Genomic DNA, 25885 nt, shown 5'->3' on the forward strand with positions numbered 1-25885 from the left:
CGCATCATGAACACAAACGGCCATAGCGTGACCCCTGCCCGCCTTCCGGCGGCGGTACTGCTGCGTGGCCTGCTTCTCCTAATCCGCCTCTGAGCGTGCCGTCACGGCGCGACCGCTCAGAGGAGGCAACGTTCAGCGCCGAACGACACCCGGAGAAGAATTAGAGAGATTTCAGACATGACCGATACGACAAATTCCCCAGCCAAGGACCACGTGTCACCGCAGGCAGCCAAAGACGTCTCACCAGCGGTGAGCAAGGACAGGGTCGTCATTTTCGACACCACCCTGCGCGACGGTGAACAAAGCCCCGGCGCAACCATGACCCACGCTGAAAAGCTTGAAATTGCAGATCTGCTTGACGACATGGGCGTCGATATCATCGAGGCCGGATTTCCCATTGCCTCCGAAGGTGACTTCCGCGCCGTGTCCGAGATTTCCAAGCGCAGCAAAGGCGCCGTGATCTGCGGCCTCGCCCGCGCGCAGATTGGCGATATCGACCGCTGCTGGGAGGCCGTGAAACACGCGCGCCAGCCGCGTATCCACACCTTTATCGGCACCTCACCGCTGCACCGCGCCATTCCCAACCTCACCATGGACGAGATGGCAGAGCGGATCCACGATACCGTGTCCCACGCGCGCAACCTGTGCGACAACGTGCAATGGTCGCCGATGGACGCCACGCGGACAGAATGGGATTACCTCTGCCGCACGGTCGAAATCGCGATCAAGGCCGGGGCCACCACCATCAACATCCCCGATACCGTGGGCTACACCGCGCCAGTCGAATCTGCCGACCTTATCCGTAACCTGATTGCCAATGTTCCGGGCGCGGACGATGTGATCTTTGCCACGCATTGTCACAACGACCTTGGCATGGCGACGGCCAACTCGCTGGCCGCGGTGGCTGGCGGTGCACGGCAAATCGAATGCACGATCAACGGCCTTGGCGAACGCGCCGGCAACACGGCCCTCGAAGAGGTGGTGATGGCCCTGCGCGTGCGCGGCGACATCATGCCGTTCGAGACCCGGATCGACACCCGCAAGCTGATGCACATTTCGCGCCGCGTCGCGACCGTGTCCGGCTTTGCCGTGCAGTTCAACAAAGCCATCGTTGGCAAGAACGCCTTTGCGCATGAATCAGGCATCCACCAGGATGGCATGCTCAAGAACGCTGAGACGTTCGAGATCATGCGCCCCGAGGATGTCGGCCTGACCGCGACCAACCTTGTCATGGGCAAACATTCGGGCCGCGCCGCATTGCGCGATAAACTGCGCCAGATGGGCGTCGAGGTCGGAGACAACCAGCTCAAGGACATTTTTGTCCGGTTCAAGGAACTCGCTGATCGCAAGAAGGAGGTCTACGACGACGACATCCTCGCCCTTGTGACGGCCACGACCGAAGGCGACACTGACCGGCTTCAGATCATCAACCTGCGTGTCACCTGCGGCACCGGCGGTCCCGCCGAAGCGCAGCTTGAGATGGAGATTGATGGTCAGGACGTGTCGGCCACAGCGCAGGGCGACGGCCCGGTGGATGCAACGTTCAAAGCGGTGCGCGAACTGCACCCCAACGCCGCGCGGCTTCAGCTGTATCAGGTAAACGCAGTGACAGAAGGCACGGACGCTCAGGCCACCGTGTCGGTCCGGCTTGAGGAAGACGGCATGATCGCCACCGGCCAGTCGGCAGACACCGACACGGTCGTCGCCTCGGCCAAAGCTTATGTGAACGCGCTGAACCGTCTTCTGGTGCGGCGCGGAAAATTTGGCAAGGACACCAAGGAAATCAGCTACAAAGACGTGAGCTAAGCCATCAGTTCACCGACCCCTAGAAACCGCAAAGCCCGCAGGACGACGCTGCGGGCTTTGCTTTTTGCGCGGAACGTTCCTGCGGGGCAGCCCTGCGCGGGCCACCCCAATCGGATAAGATCAGGCCGTTTTCGGCTCAAGCTCGACCGACCACAGTTCGACATCTGCACTGTCCATCAGCCGCACGGTCATGATGCCGGTATCGCCAGCAATATCCACCTTGCCAAAGAATTGCAGACCATCGCTGGGCGGCAGGTTGGCCTGACCCGGCTCGGGATGTTTGGCATAGCGGACTTCGGGACCAAACGTGTTGTCGTAATCCGACGGACCAAAGGTACCCGAGTGTAGCGGACCCGAAACAAATTCCCAGAACGGTTCAAACTCTTGAAATACCGCGCGCTCGGGTGAATAGTGATGCGCGGCAGTATAATGCACATCCGCTGTCAGCCAGACCGTGTTGGTGATCTCAGCAGCCTTGATAAAGGACAGCACCGCCGCGACATCCTGTTCACGGCCCAGCACCGGACCGTCGCCATTGGCACCGTTTTCCATGTTGGTGTCACCGTCGCGCACCATCATGCCAATCGGCATATCGGCGGCGATCACCTTCCATGTGGCGGTGGAATTCACCATCTCACGCTTGAGCCAGGCCAGCTGCTCGGCGCCCAGGAACGGCGTGCCGCCCTCTTCGCGGTTGGCTGTGTTGTCACCGCGATAGGTGCGCATGTCGATGATAAAGATGTCCAGCAGCGGGCCGTAGGACACCTTGCGATAGACGCGCATCGGCTCGGACAGGAATTGCCGGGTCGGCATCATCTCGTGAAAGGCGCGGGCGGCACGTGCCGACAGCGTTTGCAGCGACTTCACGGTATAGCGGTCGTCCGACGACAGCATCTCGTTCGGGTACCAGTTGTTGGTGACTTCGTGGTCATCCCACTGTGCAATCATCGGCACGGCAGCGTTAAACGCCTGCACGTTCTTGTCCATGAAGTTGTAGAGGTGCTGACCACGGAATTCGTCCAGCGTCTCGGCGACCTTGGACTTGGCCGGGGTCACGATATTTTTCCAGATCGTGCCATCGGCCAGCTCGACCTCTTCCTTTAGCGGGCCATCGGCATAGACCGTGTCACCGGAATGCAGAAAGAAGTCCGGGCGGTGGTTCAGCATCGTGCCATAGGTGGTCATGCCGCCGCGATCTTCGTCGATGCCCCAGCCCTGACCGGCGGTGTCACCCGACCAGACAAAGCTGATATCGCGGCTGCCCATCGGCGCGGTCTTGAACTGGCCCATCACCGGGTCAGACAGGGTGTTGTCCGCCAGATCCGACATGGTGACGCGATAAAAGATGTCCTGATCGCTGGGCAGACCGGTCAGCGCCAGCTTGCCAGTGTAGTCGGTGGGCGTGCCCACGGCCAACCCGGGAACGGCACGGGCATCAGACATGTTTTCTGTGGTGGCCCATTCGACCAGCATCTTGGCTTCGCGATCCGCGCGGCCCCAGATCATTGCGCCATCATGCGCCACATCGCCAGACATGACACCATGGGTGATCATCGGACGCGACTGGGCGCGCGACAGCGACGGCACGGCAAGAGCCGCGCCAAGGGCGGCACCACCCAACAGGGTCTGACGGCGGGTAAAGGAAATGCGTGGCATATGAGAGCTCCGTGGATGCAGTTTACATCCGGCGACACTCGGGACCTGCTGTAACGCAACGACTGCGGATCAAAGAAGGATTGGTGAAGATATCATGACAGTCAGGCACCTCCGGCAGCGACGCAGGTGCCTGTGCCGCCGGGTCACTCGCCCAGCGCGATCCCTTCGCGGCGCGGATCGGCGCCGCCCTCAAGCCCGTCCGCTGTCAGGGCAATCGCGTGCAGCCCGGAATTCAGCTCGCGCACCGACACCTCGTATCCCAGCGTCTCAAGATCCGGGGCAAGCGTGGCCAGACCGGTGCCTTCTTCGATGTCGAAGGCGCCAAAGCGGTTGACGCCATGCGGCATTGCCACCGCCTGTTGCACATTCATCCCCCAGTCGACCATGGCCACAATGGCCTGCGCCACATAGCCAATGATACGGCTGCCGCCCGGACTGCCCACCACCAGCACCGGCCGCCCGTCCTTGCGCACAATTGTCGGGGCCATCGACGATCGCGGCCGCTTGCCCGGCTCAACCCGGTTGGCAATCGGCACGCCCTGGTCATGGCTGCGAAACGAGAAATCCGTGAGTTCGTTGTTCAATAGAAAACCGTGGGTCATCAGCCGCGAACCGAACTCGTTCTCGATGGTCGTCGTCATCGACAGCGCGTTGCCATAAGTATCCACGATCGAGATATGCGAGGTCGAGGGGAATTCGATACTGTCGTCATCTGCCCAGCGCTGTGCGTGATCAAATTCCGGCGCGCCGGCGCTCACCTCGGGTAGGGCGTCGTCGCCCGTCAGCAGTTGCGACCGTTCGGCCAGATAGGCCGGGTCCACAAGCCCGGCGGTCGGCATCGGGACAAAATCACTGTCGGCCATGTAGCGGCCACGGTCCGCAAAGGCCAGCCGCGAGGCGTCGCCGATCAGCCGCCACGCCTCGGGATCGCCAGCCATCGGCATCTCGTGAGGCTCAAGCAGGCCAAGGATCTGCCCGACTGTTAACGCACCAGAGGATGGCGGCCCCATGCCACAGACCTCGTGACCACGATAAGGGACACAGACGGCGGGACGTTCCTTGGCCGTATAGACGGCCAAATCCGCCGCCGTCATCACACCGGGATTGCCCTCGGCCCCCTGGACGGTGGCGACGATATCGGCCGCGACAGAGCCGGTATAGATCGCGTCCGCGCCCTCATCTGCCATGCGGCGCAGCAAAGCGGCATAGCCGGGGTTTTTCAGGGTGGTTCCAGCCTGCAACGGTGCGCCGTCGGGCAGGAAATAGGCGGCAGTGACCGGGAATCGCGCCAGCCGCTCGGCATCGCCCGCAACCAAAGACGCCAGACGTGGGCTGACGGAAAATCCGCCCTCGGCCAGCGCCACAGCCGGATCGAACAGACCGGCCCAACCCATTTGGCCCCATTTGTCATGTGCCATCTGCAACAGCGCCGGCGTCCCCGGTACACCAACCGACAGGCCGCCCACCACAGCGTCAAAAAATTTGAGCGGCTCGCCGGTATCGTCCTGAAACAGTTGCGGGGTCGCTGCCATCGGCGCGGTCTCGCGGCCGTCAAGCGTGGTAATCTCACCGCTTGTGGCATCGTGCCAGACCAGGAACGCGCCGCCCCCCAGACCCGAGCTTTGCGGCTCGACCAGGCCCAGCACCAATTGCACGGCCACCATCGCGTCCGCAGCTGATCCACCGGCCCGCAGCACCTCAGCACCGGCGGCGACTGCATGTGGATTGGCCGCAGCGACCATCCAGTCCTGAGCCAGAACTGGCTGTCCCGCCGTCTTGGCGTCAAGCGCGGCACTGACAGCGGCAGACAACCCGGCAAAGCTGTCATCCGGGGTCGCAACAGCACCGGATTCAGGGGCCAGCGCATCCGCCTCTTGCTGCGCCGTCACCGGGCAGGCGATCAGCACCGCTATCACCAGACCCAAGCCAAACCGTGCCATATACTGTCCTCCGCTAACCGGCGTTCGCGGCGAAGACTATCACGCGCCCCGGATATTGCTGCATAAATCTCGGGGCCAACCTGACGCCACTTAGCGTCAGCATGCAACACAAAACCTCATCGGCTGCCGTCGGCCAGCGGTAGCCTCCTGCGGGCGCACCTCTCAGAGCATCGACGGCACAACCTGATCCGGCGGGCGATGCCCATCGGCAAAGGTCTTGATGTTCAGCAACACCTTTTCGCCCATTTCGACACGGCCCTCGACGGTGGCGGACCCCATATGCGGCAACAGCACAACATTGGTCTGCGCCCGCAGATCCGGGTTCACGGCACCGCCCTTTTCGTACACATCCAGCCCCGCGCCGGCCAGTTCCCCGGCCTTGAGCATGCGCGCAAGGGCGTTCTCGTCGATCACCTCACCGCGGGAGGTGTTGACCACCACCGCCGTAGGCTTCATCAACTTTAGCCGCCGAGCGTTCAGCAGGTGAAACGACGAAGGCGTGTGCGGGCAATTGACCGACACAATGTCCATCCGCGCCAGCATCTGGTCAAGACTTTCCCAATAGGTCGCCTCGACCTCGGCCTCGACCTCGGGGCGCAGACGACGGCGGTTGTGATAGTGGATTTGCAGACCAAAGGCCCGGGCGCGTCGCGCCACAGCCATTCCGACCCGCCCCATGCCGAGAATGCCCAGACGCCGCCCACCCAGACGGCCGCCCAAAAAGGCTGTCGGCGCCCAGCCAGACCATTCACCCGCCTGCATCACCGCCAGCCCCTCGGGAATACGACGTGTCACGGCCAGCATCAGGGCCAGCGTCATGTCGGCGGTGTCTTCTGCCACCACACCGGGGGTGTTTGACACCAAAATACCACGCGAGCGGGCTGTTCCGACGTCGATATGATCCACACCTGCGCCATAATTCGCGATCAGCCGCAGCTGCGGCCCCGCCTGTCCGATCAGGCCGCCGTCGATCACATCAGTGATCGTCGGCACCAGAACATCGGCGCCCTGCATTGCCTGCGCCAGCTCGGCGCGGGTCATTGGCGTGTCATCCGCGCGCAACTGCACGTCGAACAATTCACTCAGCCGGGTTTCGACGACTTTGGGTAAGCGTCGCGTGACAACAACACTCAGACGTTTTGATGTCATACCAGCCCTCCTTGGGCTATCTCTGCGACCACTTTGTCGGCACAGTGCGATATGTCAGGACGGGGCACAAGAACTCCGCCGGAAAAACTCTGAGCAGGACAGCAGAATGATCGGAAAACCTAGGGGACCGGGGCGTCGATTCGCCCTTGCGCTGGTCGCGGCGCTGGTCACGGCAACATCTTTGGCCGCAGCCACGGCCCAAACCACGCATGAGCGCGGACCAGTGACCAATTTGCCGCTGCCGCGCTTTGTCTCGATGAAAGCAAGCGAAGGCAATGTGCGCCGCGGTCCGTCGCTGACGCATCGGATCGATTGGATCTATACGCGCCGCGACATGCCGCTGGAAATCACCGCCGAATACGGCCATTGGCGCCGGGTTCGCGACCGTGACGGCGCCGGCGGCTGGGTGCATTATTCGCTGCTGTCGGGGGTGCGCACCGTGATCGTCGAAGATCCGATGCTGGACCTGCACAGCCGCCCCAACATCGCCGCCCCGGTCGAGGCGCGTCTGGCCGTTGGTGTTATTGCCCGGCTGGGCGACTGCGAATCCGAGTGGTGCGAAATCTCTAGCGGTGGCTATGACGGCTGGGCGCGTCGCACCGCACTCTGGGGTGTGATGCCAGACGAGTTCCCGGAATAACACGGCGGGCCGACCTTTACCGCGCCTTGCGCGATGCGGAAAAGGTCATGCCCGGCGACACCAGCCGTTCGGACGGGCCGATCCAGGCATAGGCCAGCAAACAGGGATCCTGCGGGCCGGTGGTAATCCGGTGCTCGACCGCGGGCCGGTTCAGGATCAGCGACCCCGGCGCATAGACCGCCGCATCATTTTCGGACCAGGCCCCCGCGACCGAGACATAGCTTTCCTCGATGTCGGTGTGGCTGTGCTGCGGATAGGTGGTATTCGGCGCAAACAGCACAAACCCGAGGATGATCCGGTCAGACCGCACTGGCCCCTTGGGGCCGAGCACCTCGCAATAGGCATATTTGCGCTCTAGCGTCCGGGGCACCCGTTCATAGCCGTATTCCCAGCTTAGTTCGCCACGCACCCGTTCCAGCGCCCGGCTGAACCCTTCGAGAGCGTTGCGTTTTCCCAGATCCAATGCGCGGTCCAGATGCGCCACAACCGGCTTGGTTTCGGGCGCGCGGTCTTCGATGGACGGGTTGCCGGCGATCACCGCAGACAGCATTTCGCGCACCCGCTTGCGATGACTGCGGATCGCCTTGCTGCCACCAGCCGATCCGTTGCGGTAAAGCGTCTCGAACTCACGCACCAAATAGAGCCAGTTCGGACAGTCAGAGAGCATTTGGGTCATTGGCGGACTGTCTTCCATCGCGCGGCCTACTTGGGCGCCATTGAGACAGATATCGTACAAATCTTTTGCGAGCCGCGTATTCGCGCCAAATCAGCGCACAATGGCGACACTGCGCCGCTTTGCCCGGCCCCTTAGTCAGGTCCGCCTACCCGGTCCCAGAACGACGACTTGCGGGCATGTGTGCTGCGCAGTCCCTCAAGGTATGTCTGGTGCGTCGGCAGGGTGCCATATTCCGCGATCCCAGCGTCCAGCGCCGTGCAGTCGTTCAGGTGGTCCGCAGCATGACCATAGCGACTCGAACGCCCCCGAAAAAGCGCAAAGTCGATCATCCGCCGCCACAACAACACCGCCGCCAGCGGATAGCGGTCACGCAGCGCCTCGGCCGCCGGGGTCAGAATGTGGTAGAAATCCCCGTCCAGCTCAGCCGCGCGGGTTGTGACCAGTTGCGCGGCCGACGCAAGGTCCGGCCAATCGATGAAGAACGCCAGCGCCACATGCGGATCATCAAACGCCATTGCAACGGCACGGGCGCGATCCTCGGCCTCGATATCGTCGAAATCCGGCAGCGCCTTGAGATAGGCCCGCAGATACCGCGCATCCAGCCTGACGGTAAAGCATTCCCAACGATGCGCCTGGGCGTCGTCGCCGCGACCCAGGGCCGTCAGACAGGCGACATATGCCGCATCCCAATCTGCCTGACCCTGACCGTAGGTTCGGGATTTGCCGGTTGGCCGCTCTGCCGCGCCCAGAAAACTCAGCGCGTCCTGGTCGCGGCCTTCCGCCAGCAATCGCTGGGCGACGTCAGCAGCAATACCGGGACGCGCCAGCTGCTCGGCGGTGAACTGCGCGGCATAGGCATCGGTATCGCCCTGCGCTTGGGCAATCTCGCGCAGCATCAGGCGCACAAACTGCGCCTTGCGCTCGGCTAAATAATCGCTGCTCTCGATGCGCAGACGGCGCAGAATGTGTATCGCCTCGTGCGTTTCGTCGGGTTCGGGTGGGAGTTGCGCATAGGCTTCGACCTGCACCTTAAGGTGCCGCAAGCCCGTGTCGCCCAGCACTGGGGCCAGGATCGCTATGATCCCGTCCCATTCACCATAGCCGTTGTTCTGAAGCGCGTCCCAGATCCGATCCGCCATTGGCTCGGGTTTGAGGCCGGCGCGCGGGCCGATATCCGCGAAATGCAGCAGCGCCGCGCGAAAGACATCCCCCACCTCGCCCCGGCTGTCATCGACCCGCTCATAGACCGTCCCGGCAAGGTCGATGAACTGCCACAGCAGATCGAACGCCTCGACCGGCTCTTCGGGCGCGATCCGCTCGGTGATCATTTCTGCCTGCGTTTGCAAGTCGGCAACCAGCGTCCGGCGCTTGCGCCAACTGACATGACTGCGCGATTTTCGCAGCGACACCAGCCGCTTGCGCACGTCCCGGGCCAATTCTCCTGCCCCCAGATTGTGGCTAAGTTCCAGTCGCAAACGACGCTGGATTGTCGCGTTCCCGGTGCTGACCTCAATCAGCAAGGCCGCCAAACGGTCGCCCCCAAGCGTCGCAAGATTGGTCTGATTCAAGGTTTTCTTAGACATATCCCGAGTCTGGCACCGCGCAGCCAGAATGTTAAGCAGCGATCTGCCGCCAGACCCGCTTTTGACCTATCGGGTCATCGGTCCAGATTGCGCCTGACATAAGACCAGCCTAGAATTCGAGGCACTATGGCGATTCCCGTTGAAACCTTTTTCCTTAGCCCGCAGACACAGGGCACGTTGCAGGCCCGCATCCAGCAAATGGTGGCCGAAGGTATTCTGTCGGGCCGTTTCCGGCGGGGGGAAAAGCTGCCCTCGTCCCGCAAGCTGGCCACCCATCTGGGCATCAGCCGGATCACTGTGACGCTGGCCTACACCGAACTTCTGGCCAATGACTACCTGACGTCACGCGGTCGGTCTGGATACTATGTATCTGATAATGCACCGGAACCTCACAGTTTTCCGCCCCGGCCAGACCCTGATCCCGCTGCCCGTGTTGACTGGTCACGCGCCATCGGCCAGCGGTTTACCGGGGGCGCGACGCCGGTCAAGCCGCTCGACTGGTCGCGCTATCGCTATCCCTTTGTTTATGGCCAAACCGACCCGGCGCTGTTTGATCACGCGAACTGGCGGCTTTGTGCGATGCAGGCGCTTGGGGTGCGGGATTTTAACGCGCTGACGCAGGATTACTATGATCAGGACGATCCGGAACTGGTCGAATTCATCGCGCGGCAGACCCTGCCAAGGCGCGGCATCGTGGCAGGCCCCGATGAGATCCTGATCACCATGGGGGCGCAGAACGCGCTTTGGCTGACTGCGCAGGTATTGCTGACCCAGCGCCGCAGCGCCGCGATTGAAAACCCATGTTACCACGCCCAACGCGACATTCTGGTGCAATCGCGCTGTCGTCTGCTGCCGATCACCGTCGACGAAGATGGTCTGCCACCCGACGCGATTCCCGCCGATACTGACGTGATCTTTACCACCCCCAGCCACCAGTGCCCGACCTCCGGCACCATGCCGCTGAAACGACGCGAGGCGTTGCTGGCACGGGCGCGTGCACTCGATGCCCTGATCGTCGAGGATGATTACGAATTCGAAATGGCCTATCTGCAACCGCCGATGCCCGCGCTCAAGAGCCTCGATACCGATGGTCGCGTGATCTATGTGGGCAGCTTTTCCAAATCACTGTTTCCCGGCCTGCGGCTGGGCTATCTTGTCGGCCCTGCCGAATTCATCCGCGAAGCGCGGGCGCTGCGTGCGTCGGTGCTGCGCCACCCGCCCGGGCATATACAGCGCACTGCCGCCTATTTTTTGCGCCTTGGGCATTACGACGCGCTGATCCGTCGCGCCGCGCGCAGCCTGACCGAACGCCGCCGCGTGATGGAAGAGGCGATTGCCAGCCATGGCCTGACGATCGCCGGGCGCGGTGCGCATGGCGGCTCGTCCTTCTGGATGCAGGCCCCGCCCGGCACCGATACCGAAGCGCTGGCCCTGCGGCTGCGGGAAAAGGATGTGCTGATTGAACCGGGTGGACCATTTTTCAGTGGCGCAGAGCCGCCTGCGAACTTTTACAGGCTCGCTTACAGTTCGATCCCTGCTGCGCGTATCGCGCCGGGGATCGAACGCATCGCTGCTGCTATCGGGGCTTTGCCGACAGGTTAGAACGACGCTGCCACCTCAAATCCCATAGGTACTGTGTCGCGTCCGTCCAGCATCAGATCCGCCATCACCTCGGCCACTTTCGGGGCCATGCCAAAGCCGATCTTGAAGCCGCCATTGGCGATGAAATGCCCGGCCCGATCAGGCCATGCACCCAGCATCGGCGCACGGCTGCGCGCCCTTGGGCGCACTCCCGCCCAGCGCTGAATCACTTCGGCTCCGTGCAGAACCGACAGTGCCGCACAGGCGCGTTCATGCAACAAGTCACAGGCGGCGTCCACTGAGGTGGGATCATCGAAATCCCGTTCACTGGTCGACCCGATCGCCACAGTGCCATCGTCATGCGGGATGATGTGCAACCCATCGACGAATAGCTGCGGCACCGCGCCCGCGTCGTGGCGCAACAGCACCGCCTGCCCCTTGACACCCGCGCCGACGACGCGCGCACGACCCTCGGACAGCGTCTCAAGTCCGCGCCAGCCTGTGGCCCAAAGCACCTGCCCTTCGTCAGCAGCGTCTGCGACAACCGACACGCCGCGTACCTCCAGCGCCGCCACAAGCGCGGCGCAGGCACGGCGCGGGTGAACGCGTGCGCTCAGAGTGTCGTGAATGTGCCAGCCGCTCGGGCTTTGCGGCGCCCAGGGGCCCACGTCGGCAGACGTCACCACGCGCCATTCTGCCGCGCCGCGCCACAGCGTTGCGGCCCCCCGCGCGCGCGACTTCGCCAGGTCCAGCCCTGCCGCATCCGCCACCGGCTGCAACCGCCCCAGCCGGGCGTATCCCGCCGTAACGCCGCCCGTCGCCTCGACCTCTGACCAGAACGCCTGGGACATCAACAGGCTGTCCAGTTGGAACGCCTTTTTCGGATTCCACTGTTCCGGCACATGCGGCGCGAGCGCACCGACGATGCCGCCGCTGGACCCCGCGCCCGGACCGAATGGGTCGATCACCTGCACCCGCGCCCCGCGCTGCACACAGGCCCAGGCCACCGAGAGGCCGAAAATCCCCGCTCCGCGCACTGTCACGTCGATCCTTGCCATTCCTGCCCGCCCTCTGCATGGTCTGCCCGACCTTTGTCACCCCGGACACCTAGAGTATCCCACCATGCACGACCAGAACGCGCTAAGCTGGCGCGACGGGCAAGTCCCCGTCTCGACCCGTTTTGACGATCCTTATTATTCGCTCGCCGGTGGGTTGGCCGAGACGCGGCACGTCTTTCTGGCGGGCAATGATCTGCCGCAGCGCTTGCGGGATGGGTTCCACATTGCAGAGCTGGGATTTGGCACCGGGTTGAACCTGCTCGCCGCACTGACGATGTGGCGCGAGAGCGCGACACCCGGTCGGCTGCATTTCACCACGTTCGAGGCGTTTCCGCTGACCGCCGACGACATGATCCGCGCGCAGTCGGCCTTTGAGGAACTGAAACCGCTGGCCGACGAACTGGCGCCGCATTGGCAGGCTGGCACCACATTTTTCGACCTGCCCGATCTGCGGTTCGAAATGATCCCCGGTGACGCCCGCGACACCCTGCCCAACTGGTCTGGCACGGCGGATGCCTGGTTTCTCGACGGGTTTTCCCCCGCCAAGAACCCGGAATTGTGGGAACCTGCGCTGCTGGACACCGTTTCCCGCCATACCGCCGCCGACGGCACTGCGGCGACCTATACCGCCGCCGGTCACGTGCGCCGGGCGCTGGACGCCGCCGGGCTGGTTACTGCGCGCGTGTCCGGGTATGGGCGCAAACGCCACATGACCATCGCCCGCAAAACCCCTGTTCAAGAGGACAATACATGACCCGCAACGACACAAAGCTTGGCATATGGTTGATGGTGGCCACCACTTTTGTCTTTTCGGTGCAGGACGTCATATCCCGGCATCTGGCGGGCGAATACAATGTCTATATGATCGTGATGATCCGCTACTGGTTCTTTGCGGCTTTTGTGATCGCCATTGCCGGACGCCAGGCGGGCAGCATTGCCAATGCCGCGCGGACCAAACAGCCCCTGGTGCAGGGCTTTCGCGGCGCGTTGCTCGCGGCCGAGATCATGGTGATGGTCGCTGGCTTTGTGCATTTGGGCCTGGTCGAGAGCCACGCAGTCTTTGCCTGCTATCCGCTGCTGATCGCCGCCCTGTCCGGCCCCGTCCTGGGCGAACATGTGGGCTGGCGGCGCTGGACCGCAATCGGCGTTGGCTTTGTCGGCGTGCTGATCATTCTGCAACCTGATGCAGGGGTCTTTTCGCCGTTCGCCGTCATCCCACTGATCGCCGCGCTGATGTTCGCGCTGTATGGTCTGCTGACCCGCTATGTCGCCCGGCGCGACACCGCCGCGACCAGCTTTTTCTGGACCGGCACGGTGGGTTGCGTCCTCGCCACTGCGATCGGCATGTGGTTCTGGCAGGCGATGACCAGCCCGGACTGGATCTGGATGGCGATCCTCTGCGTTGCCGGGGCGCTGGGGCATTACCTGCTGATCAAGACTTACGAGGTCGCCGAGGCCAGCGCGGTGCAGCCGTTTGCCTATCTGCAACTGCTCTTTGCCTCGACCATGGGCATCATGGTGTTTGGCGAAAGCCTGCGCACCAATGTGATCCTTGGCGCGGGCCTGATCGTGGCTGCTGGCATTTTCACCCTGATCCGCGCCCGCAAGAAAGGTTAATCCCCGGCCTGCGCCATCAGCGTTGATCCGGTCAGCTCCTGCAAGAACGGCACCGGCAGCGGATCGAGGCCCAGCCGCGCGCGATAGACCGGCAGGCTTTCGGCGACGCGCATGACGTAGTTCTGCGTCTCGCGGAACGGGATGAACTCGATGAAATCGACCACATCAACCTCGCCCTTTCGCGGGTCACCAAAGCGCTCCATCCACGACACCGGGCGGCTTGGCCCTGCGTTGTATCCTGCCGCAATCATCACCACATTACCGTCAAACTGCCGTGCCAGAGACGCCAGATATGCCGCGCCGAGCCGGGCATTGTAAGCCGGATCATCCAGCAGACCAGACAGCGAGAACGGCTCGTCTATCCAGCCCGAAACTTCTTCTGCGGTGCGCGGCATGACCTGCATCAATCCGCGCGCACCAACGCCCGAAACCACCCGCGGGCTGAATTCCGACTCGCGGCGCGCGATCGCCAGCACCAGTTCGGTTGGCACGGGATGATTCACATTGATCAATGGATGCAGCGCGTAATAGGGGCCCGGCACCTCGATCCCGGCCTGTGCTGCACGTTTGCCCAGCATCACCTGAATATGCGGCTGCCCCATCTGCGCCAGCATGTCGCCCATCTGGCCAATCTGCTGGCGATCCAGCGATTCCGCCAGATGGGTAAAGAACCGCGTCGCCAACGTCATCTCACCCGAGGCAAGCAGCAACACTCCGGCCTTGAACACCGATGACGCGGTAAACGCGGCCTCTTGCCATGGCGGAAAATCTTCGCGACCTGAGAGCGTCGAACTGACCGGCACACCGCCACGGTCCGCCGCCAGGAGGCCGTAAAACGAGGTCTGGTATTGCGCGCCAAAACCATATGCCTCTTTCGCGGCGGAATCATTGCCCAGCGCCTCGTACGCCCGACCGATCCAGTACCCGGCCCGGCCCAATGAAATCGGGGAATCGACACCAGCCCGCAAGTGCTGGAAATGCTCAAGTGCCAGTTGCGGCTTTTTCAGGAACCGCAGCGCCAGATAGCCCGATAACCATTCCAGATCGGCGTAATCAGACCCTTCGCTCAGAAAATGGGTCGAAGCAATGCGATAGGCCTCTTGCGTATTACCCTCACGCATCCGATCCCGCGCCAACGTCCGCCTGCGCCCGGCCCAGGCCCAGGGTTCGCCCAGCAATTTAGGATTCTCCGACCGTTCCAGCAGCAGGGCAACAGCATCGATATCGCGACCCTTGCGCATCCGCCACTCAAAGCGATCATGCGCCAACCCCGGATCGTTCTGCAATGCCTCGGGCACCCGCGCGATCAGCGTATCGACCCCCGCCGCTTCGTTCTGAAGTGCAAGCCGCGCCTCGGCCAGTGCCCGCTGACCATCGTCGACCAGCCCCAGCACCGCGCGTGCATTGCTTTCCCAGCCCTTCCACAGTGCCATGTCCAGCCGCGCCGCATGGTGCGGCTTTAGCAGCGTTCCGTGCTCCGACAAAAATGCTGCGCGCTCCTCAGAGGACAGCGCAAGGGTGCGCCAGGCCAAAACCAGCTCCGCATCCGCAAGACCACCCTGTCCGTCAGCCCGGTAGGCCCTTGCCAGCGACAGCGCTCCGGCCCCGGTCTGCGGCAGTGCCCCGTCGTAAAACGCCCGCACATCCACATGCGGCGCCTCGACCATGGCGCCTTCGCTTTTCTCGCGCAGATAATCCATGCCGGGCCAGTCCGGGTTGCGCGCGACAAACGCCTGCACCTGCCGCGCATCCCCCTGTCCCGCTCGCAAATAATGCCACAGGATCACGTCCAGCGCCGCCTGCCCGTCACCTCGCGCGGTGATCTGCGCCGCCGCCCAATTGCCCGACCGCATCTCGTCCATCGCGCGGGCCAGTGGCCTGTCCGCCTGCTGCGCCGACGCAACACCCGGTGCGACAGCGGCAAGAACAACAAAGAACAAAGCCAGAAGGCGTGACATACGCTTGCAATTTCCCCGATGAAAATGGATAGACAGCGCCCAGAGGATACCGTGCGCCCCAGTAGCAGCAACTCACTTTCTCGGGAAACGGCGGAATTCTTGTCACCGGTCCAGATAGGACCAGAAACAACAAAGGAGCGTGTCATGTTCAAAGGCTCAATGCCTGCCCTGGTCACGCCGTTCGCAAAGGACGGCACAGTGGATTTCGACACGCTCAAGAAACTTGTCGACTGGCATGTGGACCAGGGCAGCCGCGGACTTGTTCCCGTCGGCACCACCGGCGAAAGCCCGACGCTGTCGCATCGTGAACACGAAGCCGTGGTCGAGGCAGTCGTCACCGCCGCTGCCGGGCGCCTGCCGATCATCGCAGGGGCCGGGTCCAACAACACGGTTGAGACAATGCGCCTGATGCAGCACGCCCACAAGGTCGGCGCTGATGCCGCGCTGGTGGTCACACCCTATTACAACAGGCCGACCCAGGCCGGGCTGATCGCGCATTTCACCATGGCACACGACTGCTGCGACCTGCCGATCATCATCTACAACATCCCCGGTCGGTCAGCAGTCGACATGACGCCCGCAACCATGGGTGAACTTGCAAAACTGCCGCGCATTATCGGAGTCAAGGACGCCACCGGCGATCTGGCCCGCGTCTGCATCCAGCGCATCACATGCGGCCCCGATTTCCTCCAGATCTCGGGCGAGGATGCGACCGCGCACGGCTTTAACGCCCAGGGCGGTATCGGCTGCATCTCGGTCACTGCCAACGCCGCGCCGAAACTCTGCTCGGACCTACAAGAGGCAACGCTGCGCGGAGATTACGCCACCGCACTGACGATCCAGGACCGGCTGATGCCGCTGCATCATGCAATCTTTGCCGAACCGGGGCTGTGCGGGGTAAAATACGCCATGTCGCGCCTTGGCCTGTGCGCGGAAACCGTGCGCCCGCCGCTGGTCACGCTAACAGACGCGACCAAAGCCAAAGTTGATTCAGGCCTGCGTCACGCCGGTCTGCTGAACTAACCCCTTGGCGCACAAACGCAAGAAGCAGGGAACGCCCCCTGCTTCTTCTCTTTCTAAATACGCACTTTGCAAGATCTGCGTCGACTGACCGGCGCCGATGGTCAGGCTCCGGGGGGTCATTGCCCCGGCACGACCTCATCCGTAGCCTCAAGGCCCTCGGGTTGACCAACGACGACAAAGCGCAGCGCCTCGGGGTCCAGCAGCCGCGCCGCAACCTGCTTCACATCGTCCAACGTCACCGCGTCGACCCGCGCGTTGCGTGTTTTCACATAGTCGATCGGCATGTCGTCCATCTGCATCCCCACCAGAATATCGGCGATCGGCCCATTGCCGTCGAATCGCAGCGGATAAGCCCCGGTCAGATAGGTCTTGGCCTGATCCAGTTCGCCCTGTGTCACACCCTCAGCCGCCATCTTGGCCCATTCATCCTGAATGACCGATATCGCCTCGGCCACACGGTTGTTTGCTGATGCGACCCGTCCGGCGATCACCTCGGTATGATCCTTGGTCGACAGATAAGAGTAGACGCCATAGGTCAGACCGCGTTTTTCGCGCACCTCATGCATCAACCGCGCCTCGAATCCGCCGCCGCCCAGCACGACATTCATAACATACGCCGCAAAGAAATCCGGATCGTCCAGCGCGATCCCCGGCTGCCCGAACAGCGCCACCGCCTGCGGCGTATCAAACGGCACCACGGTCACACCGGCGGTTGTCGTCACATCCAGATCAGCCGGCATCGGCAAACCGGTCGCAGGCAGATCACCCAACAATTTATCCAACAGGGTGCTCAGTTCCTCAGGCGAAATGTCGCCCGCAGCGCTGACATAGATCCGGTCATGCGCCATGGCACCCCGATGCGCTGCTTGCAGATCTTCGCGCGTCAGCCCCGCGACGGTTTCCAGAGTACCCTGATAAGACGAACCATAAGGGTGATCGCCGAACAACACCTGATCGAACACCTTGCTGACAATGGCATCCGGATCGGTTGCGTCGGATTTGAGCCCCGAGATCACCTGCGCCCGCACCCGCTCGATCGCATCCTCGTCAAATCGCGGCGCGATCAGGCTGTCGTGCAACAGCGTCATCGCCTCGTCCTGTGTTTCGGTCAGGAATTTCGCGGAAACGCTGATCGCATCGTCATAGGCGCCATAGCCAAAAGACGCCGCGATGCTTTCCCCGGCTTCGGCAAAACCACGCGCATCAAGATCCCCGGCCCCCTCTTCCAGCAGGCCCACCATCAGGTTGGTTGCACCGCGTTTGCCCGGCAGGTCCAGCGACGCGCCGCCCCGGAACCGGATTTCCAGCGCCACAAACGGGATTGACGGCTCTTCGACCAACCATGCGGTGATGCCGCCGGGCGATGTGACTTCCTGAATGTCGATATCCGCCTGTGCCGCCAACGCAGGCAGTGACAGCAGCAAGCTCAGGATCATAGTGGCCATGCTCTTCATTGGGTCATCTCCTGCGCACCCATCAGCCAGCCGGTTACGCTTGTCTCGCGCTGGAATACTTCTTTGGCAACTTCCAGAATGTCCTCAGCAGTCACGGCCTGCAACACGTCCGGCCAGGCCTGAATATCGGCGATGCTCAGCCCCGCAGTCAGCGCCCCGCCATAGCGCCGCGCGATCCGGTCGGCACTGTCACGGGCATAGATTTGCTGCGCCTTCATCTGGAACTTGATCCGATTCAATTGGTCGGCATCGACGCCTTCCGCCATGAATTCGGCCACGGCGGCATCCATTGCGTCTTCGGCCTCTTGCAGAGACGTGCCTTCGCTCGGCACGATCACAAGGCCAAAGGTCGTGTCATCCAGCGCGGTCGCGTCGTAGAACGCGCCGGTGTAAACGGCGGTCTGGGTCTCGAATTCCAGCTTGCGCTTGAACACCGACGTCTGCCCACCACCAAGGATCTCGGACAGCATCACCAAAGCGGCTGCCTTTTCCTGCTGTCCGGGGTCGCGCGCTGGGGCCAGGTAGGTGCGCATGACATAGGGTTGCGCCACCCGGGCATCGCGAAACAGCAGACGCCGTTCTGCGGTTTGTGGCGGCTCTTGGGGGCGCATTCGTTCACTCAGTTCGGGGTTGGCCGGGATCGGGCCATAATGTTCCTCGGCCAGCGCGCGAACCTGTTGCGGTGTCGCATCGCCGGCCACGATCAGGATCGCGTTGTTAGGCGCATAGTTGCGATGGTAAAACGCCAGCGCCTTATCCAGATCCAGCTCTTCCATCTCGTGACGCCAGCCGATGATCGGGACGCCGTAGCGGTGGTTGAGGTACTGCGCCGCGCTGCGCTGTTCGGAAAACAGCGCGCCGGGATCATTTTCAACCCGCGTGTTGCGCTCTTCGATGATCACTTCGCGCTCGGTCGCGATGTCTTTATCATCAAGGCGCAGGTTGACCATGCGATCCGATTCCATCTGCATCATCAGCCCCAGCCGGTCCGAGGCAACGCGCTGAAAATAGCCGGTGTAGTCAAAACTGGTAAAGGCGTTGTCGCTGCCACCATTGGCCGCGACCACCTTGCTGAATTCACCCGGCGCCAGCGTGTCGGTGCCCTTGAACAGCAGGTGTTCCAGAAAATGCGCCACACCCGAGGTGCCCGCCGTCTCATCCGCCGACCCGGCGCGATACCACAGCATGTGAACCACGGCCGGGGCGCGGTGATCCTCGATCACCACAACGTCCAGCCCGTTGTCGAGCGTGAATGTCGAAACCGCGTCTTCCACCGTCTGCGCCTGTGCGGTCGCTACCGCCACCGCGAATGCCACGGTCAAGCCTGCCAGTCTGAGCATAGGCACAAATCCTCCTGAAACGTCAGCAGCAACCTACGGTGCGACGACAAGAGATCAAGTCACTATGGTGCTGAACCCATATACAAGTCTGTAAGGTTCGCCCGTGCGAACAGTTTTAAGGCTCAGTTCGCGGCGGGCGGGGCCGACGGAGTCGGAACCCCGAGACGGCGAAAGCGCAACAACTCCTCGCCCGCGTCCAGTCGCTCGCGGCGGTAGGCATTGTTGTATTCATCTTCCTTGAACAGCTTCCAGGTAAAGATCGACCGGCGCTTGCGGAATTCCAGATCTTCTTCGGCCAGAACCTCGCGGATATTGCCCTGCGTGCCAAAGCGTCCGGCGCTGCTCAAAAGCGCACCGTCAGAGGCCGACACCGAAGCCACGGTCAGCCGCGACGGATTGCCACCCAGCGCCGCAACGGCATCCCCCAGCGGGGTCTGGTCGGTGCGGTTTGCCGCGCCTGGGGTTGGCTGCGGTAACTGATTCAGCGTTTCCGGAAGCTCAAGCTGCTTGCGCGGCACGATTGCGAATTCCTCAGGCGTGCCGCGATTGGTCCGCAGATCCCGCAACCCGATATCCCGCTCGTACCCGCCACAGGACGCCAGCACTGCCAGCGCCAATATAGCCATTATTCCGCGCGACACGTTCATCGCCTGCCTCCATCGTCTTCGCGACCAGCTTTAGCCCATGATGCCCGCAAGGTCACGGGGCCTTTTTGCGCCGTGGCACCTTGTGCCCCGGAAACAGCACGAGTCCAAGCGCCCCGGCAAAAATCGCAATATCCGCAACGTTGAACGCATACGGATTGTCAAAACCGCAGCACGACATATTGAGAAAATCCGCCACCGCGCCATACAGCAACCGGTCGACCACATTGCCCAGCGCCCCGCCGATCAGCAGCCCGCCGGCGATCATCCCATAGCGCCCCGGCGGGTCGCGCCGCATCCACACCAGGACGAACAGCACGATTCCAACCGCGACTGCAACCAGCACCCAACGCGTCATATCCTCTTGTCCGGACAGCAAGCCAAAGTTGATGCCGTAATTCCACGCCATGCGAAAGTTCAGGAACGGCGGCAGGACGATGATTTCGCCCAGCGACCGCAGGTCGAGCAAATGCACCACCAGCCACTTGCTTGCCTGATCCGCCAAGAATGTCCAGAAACTGACCCAGAAAACCAGCCTCACCTCGACTTCTCCGAAGCCTGCACCGCCTTGCGGGATGGTGCGCCGCGTACCAGCCGTGCGAGACCCAGCATCAGCCGGGCACCCGGTGTCGGACGACGGCCGCCAACCCCAAAAAGCAGCACCCGGACCGGGCGAATGAACCGTACCATTGGACCCTCAATGCCTGAAATGCCGCATACCGGTGAACACCATGGTCAGTCCGGCTTCGTCAGCTGCGGCGATAACTTCTTCGTCGCGCATCGACCCACCGGGCTGAATCAGCGCCACGGCGCCTGCCTCGGCCGCAGTGATCACACCGTCGGCAAAGGGAAAGAACGCGTCCGATGCAACAACCGACCCCTGGGTCAGCGGCGCGTCCAGTCCCAGCGCCTCGGCCATGTCGAGCGATTTGCGCGCCGCGATCCGTGTGCTGTCCACCCGGCTCATCTGGCCTGCGCCGACGCCGACGGTTGCGCCGTCCTTGACGTAGACAATGGCGTTCGATTTCACATGCTTGGCCACAGTCCACGCAAAGAGCAGATCCGCCATCTCGGCATCGGACGGCTGGCGTTTGGTCACAACCCGCAGCGCGTCACGGTTCAGCATATGCGAATCGCGATCCTGCATCAGAAACCCGCCCGACACTTGCCGGAACGCCAGCCCACCCAGATCGGCCCCAGCCAGACCGGGTGTCACCAGCAGGCGCAGGTTCTTTTTCTTGGCAAAAATCTCGCGCGCGGCATCATCCGCACCGGGGGCGATCACCACCTCGGTAAAGATCCCGGCAATCGCCTCGGCGGTTTCACCGTCCAGCGGCTGGTTCAGCGCGATGATTCCCCCGAACGCCGAGGTGCGGTCGCAGTCGAACGCGCGGCCATAGGCCTCTTTCAGCGTCGCGCCGGTGGCCACGCCACAAGGGTTGGCATGTTTGATGATGGCGCAGGCGGGGCCGTCTGCCGCCGCAAATTCCGACACCAGCTCAAACGCGGCGTCGGTATCGTTGATGTTGTTGTAGGACAGTTCTTTGCCCTGCAACTGCTGTGCGGTGGCAACCCCGACGCGGGCTGAGCCATCGGTATAGAACGCCGCCGCCTGATGCGGATTTTCGCCGTAGCGCAGCGATTGTGCCAGTGTCCCGGCCAGCACGCGGCGGCGCGGTGTCTGTTCGCCAATTGCGGCGGCCATCCAGGTGCTGACGGCAGCATCATAGGCCCCGGTGCGGGCATAGGCAATCTGCGCCTGCCGTTGTCGGAACGCCAGACTGGTCTGACCGTCATGTACGTCAAGCTCTGCCAGCAGCGGCGCGTAATCCTCAACATCCACCACAACGCTGACAAAGCCGTGATTCTTGGCCGCCGCGCGGATCATCGCCGGGCCACCAATGTCGATATTTTCGATGCAGGTGTCATAATCCGCGCCCTTGGCGACGGTTTCCTCGAACGGATACAAATTCACCACCAGCAGGTCGATGGCGCCGATGCCATGTTCCTCCATCGCGGCGACATGATCGGAATTGTCGCGCAGCGCCAGCAACCCGCCATGCACCGCCGGATGCAGCGTCTTGACCCGACCATCCATCATCTCGGGAAAGCCGGTCACATCGGCCACATCGCGCACCGGTAGGCCCGCATCACGCAGCGCAGCCGCCGAACCGCCGGTGGACAGAAGTTCAACGCCGCGGGCGGACAGGGCGCGGGCCAGATCCACCAGTCCGCTCTTGTCAGAGACGGAAATCAGGGCGCGGCGCAGGGGGCTCAGATCGGTCATAAGGTCAGGTCGCTTTCAGGTCAGTCAGTCGGTTTTCATCTCAGTCTCGTCGCGCGCAAGATCGCGGATCGCGATTGCAGTATCCTGCGCCTTGGCCAGGGACCAGCGGATGCGGGTCGCATACTCCATCGCGCGACCGGATAAAACGATCTGTTTTGCTGCGCGCGGTCGCAGGCGGCCTTTTTCCAGATAAACCGACGGATCGACCGCTAGGTCCATCACACCTTCGTGCCGGAACACCCAGATTTCGCCCGATCGCAGCGCCATCGACACCGCCGCGCCACCCAGATCCAGTTCAGCGTCCACGTCCGGGTGCAGATGAAACCGGATCTGATAGGGAATGCCCGCCAGTTTTACGTGGTCCATGCGTCGGTCGAACCGCTTCTTGTCTGCATTTTCGATCGCCACCAGCATATCTTCGCCGACGACCCCGCGCCCGTCAAAGGTCAGTGCCAGCGATCGCGCCTGCGTCAGCCCGTGCGTGCTGACATAGCCATCATGCCCGCCCTCAAAGGTGAGCCCGTCAGGGGCCCGGCTGATCTGGACCGGCACCTTTTCCGGCGCATCCTCCAACATCTCGCGCGTGGCGCGCTCAATTGTTCCCGGCTTGCCCAGCCGGGCGCTGGAATAGCCGTCAAGGCAAAGCGCCGAATGCGATGGCGTTGCCCGCCCGGCCCGGCGCCAGTCGACGCCAAACACCGCGCCCGAACCACAATTGACGATCAGCGGCCGCCGACCCGACGTCAGCTCGAACGCGAGGGTCGAGGCATGGGCGTTGTACGACGCCTTGCCCACCGGAGGAGGAGCCGCATCAACCAAGATGCTGGTACGTCCCGCCGACAGCCGCGCATAGCCCATCGCCAGCCCGTCGGCGTGAAACTTGCGGATACCCGATGCGGCCAGCGTTTGATCCAACTGTCCGTCCAGCCCGCGCCCACCGCCGTGGAATCGCGCCAGCCCGCCATCAGAATGGCGCAGCGTGCGCAGCGTCGGGGCAATCCGGGCTATGGCAGCCAGATGCGCCGGGTCGGGTTTCAAATCCGCCTCTTCCAGTGCGGTTCGCGCCCAGATCAATAGGGTAAAGACCCGCAAAAGATCCTCGGGGTTGCGTGTCGGCAGGCCACCTTGCGCGTCGATTTGGCGCGCACATTCCGCGCCCAACGCGCGCCGCGCCGGCTCGGCATGTGTTTCCATTCCGCTAAGCGACAGGCCAGCATAGATCAGCCCGGTCAGCGCCTCGAATCGCGGCAGTCCGGGCGGTGAGGCGTGCCAGCGCCGTCCCAGAAAGACGGTCTGCTGCGCCAATGATCGGTAAAACGCTATCGACAAGGCAGACTCCTGCCCCCGCAACAAAAAGATCGCATGATGAATCCAGCGGATCAACCGCCGCCCGGTCAGTTCCGGCGTCCAGCCCGGCCCTTTGCCACCGCCATAGCGTGCGATCCAGCCCCACAGCCAGGCCTGCGCCACCTTGCGCGTTGCGGGTTCGCCGACAGCGGCCAGATCGTCGAGCCAGATAAAACCATGGAGTTCGTCCTCGTAGGCAGTGTCCGGCGGACTCAGATCCCAGGGCAGCGCATTGGGGGCCTCAATCAGATGGCCTGCAAACATCAGATTACCGGCACAAAGCTGCCGCCCACGCGCAAAACTGCCAATGGTTCGGGGCTCGGGTTGCGACACAAAACCAGTCGCAGGACGCGCGCGCGCGGCAAGGCGCGCGTGAAAACGGTTCATCAGACGCGTCCGCGTCGCCTGCCAACTTTCCCGTTCGGCCATCTGCCCGCCTCTTGCCCGCCATTTCGGCGTGTCTTTGGCAAAAGATACCCCGCGTGTGCCACAAAGTCACCTTGGAAAAGCAGCGGAGCAGCCCGCATCGCCACACTGCGCGCCGCTTTCGGCGCCAGATGCCCGCAAATCCCACCGTCCGCAAACCGCATCCGGTGAACGTCGTTAACCCAAGGGCACCCCCAGCGCCGGTACGATCAGTCGGGACTGCGGCGTGATCATCCCGGCGATGCGCTGCAAATGGTCACGGCGGAATGCAACGCAGCCTTCGGTCGGATAGCCTTTGCGGCGCTGCTGATGCAGGAAGATTGCCGACCCGCGCTCCGGCACCACATCGGGCCAATTCCAATCGGTAAGCAACACCAGATCATAGAGCGGATCGGCCCGGCGCAGCATCTCGTGACTGTGTGGATACGGCGCGCGGACCATCTGGTTGTAGTCGGCATCACCGCAATCGTCTGACCACAGATCACCGGGTCGGATCGGGTCTGCCCAAGAGGTCGGCCGCGCGATCCGGTCCGGGCGGTAGAGCATGCCGATAATCCGGTGGCAGCCGATGGGCGTTGCGCCGTCGCCTTCACATTTGGTCGCCGACACGCCGCCGCGCCCAATGGTGCAGGGCCAATAGCGGCCGCGAAACCGCAGGCCCCGGCGTGTCAACACAAGATCGGCAGGTGTCACGCAACCAGCCCGGTGTCCAGATTGCGCATCGCCCCGGCGGCAATCTCGAATGACCGCATGCGCGCAGCGTGGTCGTGGATCTGTCCGGTCAGAATCACCTCGTCTGGCTGATGCCGCGCGATCAGCTCGGTCAACTGACGGCGCACTGTTGCGGGGCTACCCACGGCAGTGATCCGCAGCGCCTCATTCACGGCGCCAAGGTTCGCGGCGGGGATCACATCCTCGATCCGGTCCACAGGACGCGGCAGCTGACCCGGCTGGCCGGTGCGCAAGCGGTAGAAGGCCTGCTGCATTGAGGATCGCAGCCGCACGCCTTTGGCATCGGTGTCAGCGGCAAAGACGTTCACTGCCAACATGAAATGCGGCTTTTGCAGATGATCCGAGGGCTGGAATTTCTGGCGGTAAATCTCGGCAGCCTGTTCAAGCGCGGCAGGTGCAAAATGCGAGGCAAAAGCATAAGGCAGCCCAAAATGCGCCGCAACCTGCGCACCGTACAGCGATGAACCCAGCATCCACAGCGGCACGTTTGTGCCCTGCCCCGGATGCGCGGAAACTACGGCGCCCGGCATCTCTGGTCCGAAATATCCCATCAGCTCAGCGACATCGTCGGGAAAGCGGTCACCCGCGTCCTGGCGCAACCGCAGCGCCCGCATCACCGCCATGTCGCCGCCCGGCGCACGCCCCAGCCCCAGGTCAATGCGACCGGGATAGAGCGTGGCGAGCGTGCCGAACTGCTCAGCCACGGCCAGCGGCGCATGATTTGGCAACATGATCCCGCCAGCACCGACGCGAATGCGCTGCGTCAGGCCTGCGACATGGCCGATCAGCACGGCGGTCGCGGCACTGGCGATGCCTTTCATGTTGTGATGCTCAGCCAGCCAGTAGCGGTGATATCCCAACGCCTCAGCGTGGCGGGCCAGTTCACCGGTGTTGCGCAGCGCCGTGGCGGCATCAGCCCCTTCGGGCACCGGAGCGAGATCGAGAACAGAGTATTTCATCGGCAGGTA

Annotated in this window: 22 protein-coding genes; 6 read left to right on the forward strand and 16 right to left on the reverse strand. The window is 62.9% G+C overall.

The features are described 5' to 3' along the window. Positions 1-177: 177 nt before the first annotated feature. Positions 178-1806, forward strand: coding sequence for a 2-isopropylmalate synthase (locus tag IMCC21224_RS17835; protein ID WP_082135262.1), 1629 nt, complete (start codon positions 178-180; stop codon positions 1804-1806). Positions 1807-1926: 120 nt separating this feature from the next. Here the strand turns inward: IMCC21224_RS17835 and IMCC21224_RS17840 are convergent, their stop codons facing one another. The 3 genes from IMCC21224_RS17840 to IMCC21224_RS17850 all read right to left on the reverse strand — a co-directional run bounded on the left by IMCC21224_RS17840 (position 1927) and on the right by IMCC21224_RS17850 (position 6551). Beyond that, the gene (locus tag IMCC21224_RS17840; RefSeq protein WP_047996492.1) at positions 1927-3462 is read right to left on the reverse strand and encodes an alkaline phosphatase; all 1536 of its coding nucleotides are present in this window, start codon (positions 3460-3462) and stop codon (positions 1927-1929) included. A gap of 143 nt (positions 3463-3605) precedes the next feature. After that, positions 3606-5402, reverse strand: coding sequence for a gamma-glutamyltransferase (gene ggt / locus IMCC21224_RS17845; RefSeq protein ID WP_047996493.1), 1797 nt, complete (start codon positions 5400-5402; stop codon positions 3606-3608). 162 nt (positions 5403-5564) lie between these two features. Beyond that, positions 5565-6551, reverse strand: coding sequence for a D-glycerate dehydrogenase (locus tag IMCC21224_RS17850; protein ID WP_047996494.1), 987 nt, complete (start codon positions 6549-6551; stop codon positions 5565-5567). Positions 6552-6657: 106 nt separating this feature from the next. Between IMCC21224_RS17850 and IMCC21224_RS17855 the strand changes: the two genes are divergently transcribed. Next, complete coding sequence (locus IMCC21224_RS17855; protein ID WP_047996495.1) at positions 6658-7191, forward strand: SH3 domain-containing protein; 534 nt, start codon at positions 6658-6660, stop codon at positions 7189-7191. A gap of 16 nt (positions 7192-7207) precedes the next feature. On the opposite strand, the gene IMCC21224_RS17860 is transcribed toward IMCC21224_RS17855, so the two are convergent. Both IMCC21224_RS17860 and IMCC21224_RS17865 read right to left on the reverse strand, forming a co-directional pair. Further along, positions 7208-7867 carry a dimethylsulfonioproprionate lyase family protein gene (locus tag IMCC21224_RS17860; protein ID WP_231582117.1) on the reverse strand — a complete coding sequence of 220 codons (660 nt, stop codon included), beginning with the start codon at positions 7865-7867 and terminating at the stop codon, positions 7208-7210. 131 nt (positions 7868-7998) lie between these two features. Then, complete coding sequence (locus IMCC21224_RS17865) at positions 7999-9450, reverse strand: DUF6880 family protein (protein WP_047996496.1); 1452 nt, start codon at positions 9448-9450, stop codon at positions 7999-8001. A 126-nt stretch (positions 9451-9576) separates the two neighbouring features. Here IMCC21224_RS17865 and IMCC21224_RS17870 point away from each other — a divergent pair, with 126 nt between their 5' ends. Then, positions 9577-11052: a PLP-dependent aminotransferase family protein gene (locus IMCC21224_RS17870; RefSeq protein ID WP_047996497.1), complete on the forward strand. Its 1476-nt coding sequence runs from the start codon at positions 9577-9579 to the stop codon at positions 11050-11052. Here the strand turns inward: IMCC21224_RS17870 and IMCC21224_RS17875 are convergent. Continuing rightward, positions 11049-12089: an FAD-binding oxidoreductase gene (locus IMCC21224_RS17875; RefSeq protein ID WP_047996498.1), complete on the reverse strand. Its 1041-nt coding sequence runs from the start codon at positions 12087-12089 to the stop codon at positions 11049-11051. The genes IMCC21224_RS17870 and IMCC21224_RS17875 overlap by 4 nt on opposite strands. Before the next feature lie 64 nt (positions 12090-12153). On the opposite strand from IMCC21224_RS17875, the gene mnmD reads away from it, so the two are divergent. Together mnmD and IMCC21224_RS17885 are read left to right on the forward strand one after the other, a co-directional pair. Beyond that, positions 12154-12843 carry a tRNA (5-methylaminomethyl-2-thiouridine)(34)-methyltransferase MnmD gene (mnmD, locus tag IMCC21224_RS17880; protein ID WP_047996499.1) on the forward strand — a complete coding sequence of 230 codons (690 nt, stop codon included), beginning with the start codon at positions 12154-12156 and terminating at the stop codon, positions 12841-12843. Further along, positions 12840-13706, forward strand: a complete 867-nt coding sequence (locus IMCC21224_RS17885) for a DMT family transporter (RefSeq protein ID WP_047996500.1) — start codon at positions 12840-12842, stop codon at positions 13704-13706. Before mnmD ends, IMCC21224_RS17885 begins: the two co-directional genes overlap by 4 nt. On the opposite strand, the gene IMCC21224_RS17890 is transcribed toward IMCC21224_RS17885, so the two are convergent. Beyond that, positions 13703-15664: a lytic transglycosylase domain-containing protein gene (locus tag IMCC21224_RS17890; protein ID WP_047996501.1), complete on the reverse strand. Its 1962-nt coding sequence runs from the start codon at positions 15662-15664 to the stop codon at positions 13703-13705. The two genes, IMCC21224_RS17885 and IMCC21224_RS17890, sit on opposite strands and share 4 nt — an antisense overlap. Positions 15665-15808: 144 nt before the next feature. On the opposite strand from IMCC21224_RS17890, the gene dapA reads away from it, so the two are divergent. After that, on the forward strand, positions 15809-16687 hold the full coding sequence (dapA, locus tag IMCC21224_RS17895; protein ID WP_047996502.1) for a 4-hydroxy-tetrahydrodipicolinate synthase: 879 nt from the start codon (positions 15809-15811) through the stop codon (positions 16685-16687). 116 nt (positions 16688-16803) lie between these two features. Here dapA and IMCC21224_RS17900 read toward each other — a convergent pair whose 3' ends face one another. The 9 genes from IMCC21224_RS17900 to IMCC21224_RS17935 all read right to left on the reverse strand — a co-directional run bounded on the left by IMCC21224_RS17900 (position 16804) and on the right by IMCC21224_RS17935 (position 25876). Beyond that, the gene (locus IMCC21224_RS17900; protein WP_047996503.1) at positions 16804-18141 is read right to left on the reverse strand and encodes a pitrilysin family protein; all 1338 of its coding nucleotides are present in this window, start codon (positions 18139-18141) and stop codon (positions 16804-16806) included. Further along, complete coding sequence (locus IMCC21224_RS17905) at positions 18138-19481, reverse strand: pitrilysin family protein (RefSeq protein ID WP_047996504.1); 1344 nt, start codon at positions 19479-19481, stop codon at positions 18138-18140. Before IMCC21224_RS17905 ends, IMCC21224_RS17900 begins: the two co-directional genes overlap by 4 nt. 122 nt (positions 19482-19603) lie before the next feature. Next, a complete protein-coding gene (locus tag IMCC21224_RS17910) occupies positions 19604-20128 on the reverse strand; it encodes a DUF3035 domain-containing protein (protein ID WP_082135263.1) in 525 nt (174 codons plus the stop codon). 52 nt (positions 20129-20180) lie between these two features. Further along, positions 20181-20666, reverse strand: coding sequence for a signal peptidase II (gene lspA, locus IMCC21224_RS17915; protein WP_047996505.1), 486 nt, complete (start codon positions 20664-20666; stop codon positions 20181-20183). Continuing rightward, a complete protein-coding gene (locus tag IMCC21224_RS27925) occupies positions 20663-20815 on the reverse strand; it encodes a hypothetical protein (RefSeq protein ID WP_156178326.1) in 153 nt (50 codons plus the stop codon). The genes lspA and IMCC21224_RS27925 overlap by 4 nt, the downstream gene beginning before the upstream one ends. Positions 20816-20822: 7 nt before the next feature. Further along, positions 20823-22412 (reverse strand): bifunctional phosphoribosylaminoimidazolecarboxamide formyltransferase/IMP cyclohydrolase, encoded by a 1590-nt coding sequence (gene purH / locus IMCC21224_RS17920; RefSeq protein ID WP_047996506.1) that lies wholly within the window; start codon positions 22410-22412, stop codon positions 20823-20825. A gap of 24 nt (positions 22413-22436) precedes the next feature. Continuing rightward, entirely contained in the window at positions 22437-24188 is a 1752-nt protein-coding gene (locus IMCC21224_RS17925) for a heparinase II/III family protein (protein ID WP_047996507.1), read from the reverse strand. 174 nt (positions 24189-24362) lie between these two features. Continuing rightward, positions 24363-24878, reverse strand: coding sequence for a L,D-transpeptidase (locus IMCC21224_RS17930; protein ID WP_047996508.1), 516 nt, complete (start codon positions 24876-24878; stop codon positions 24363-24365). After that, positions 24875-25876: an LLM class flavin-dependent oxidoreductase gene (locus tag IMCC21224_RS17935; protein WP_047996509.1), complete on the reverse strand. Its 1002-nt coding sequence runs from the start codon at positions 25874-25876 to the stop codon at positions 24875-24877. The genes IMCC21224_RS17930 and IMCC21224_RS17935 overlap by 4 nt, the downstream gene beginning before the upstream one ends. Positions 25877-25885: the final 9 nt, after the last annotated feature.

This window comes from Puniceibacterium sp. IMCC21224 (assembly GCF_001038505.1).
Classification (GTDB): domain Bacteria; phylum Pseudomonadota; class Alphaproteobacteria; order Rhodobacterales; family Rhodobacteraceae; genus Puniceibacterium.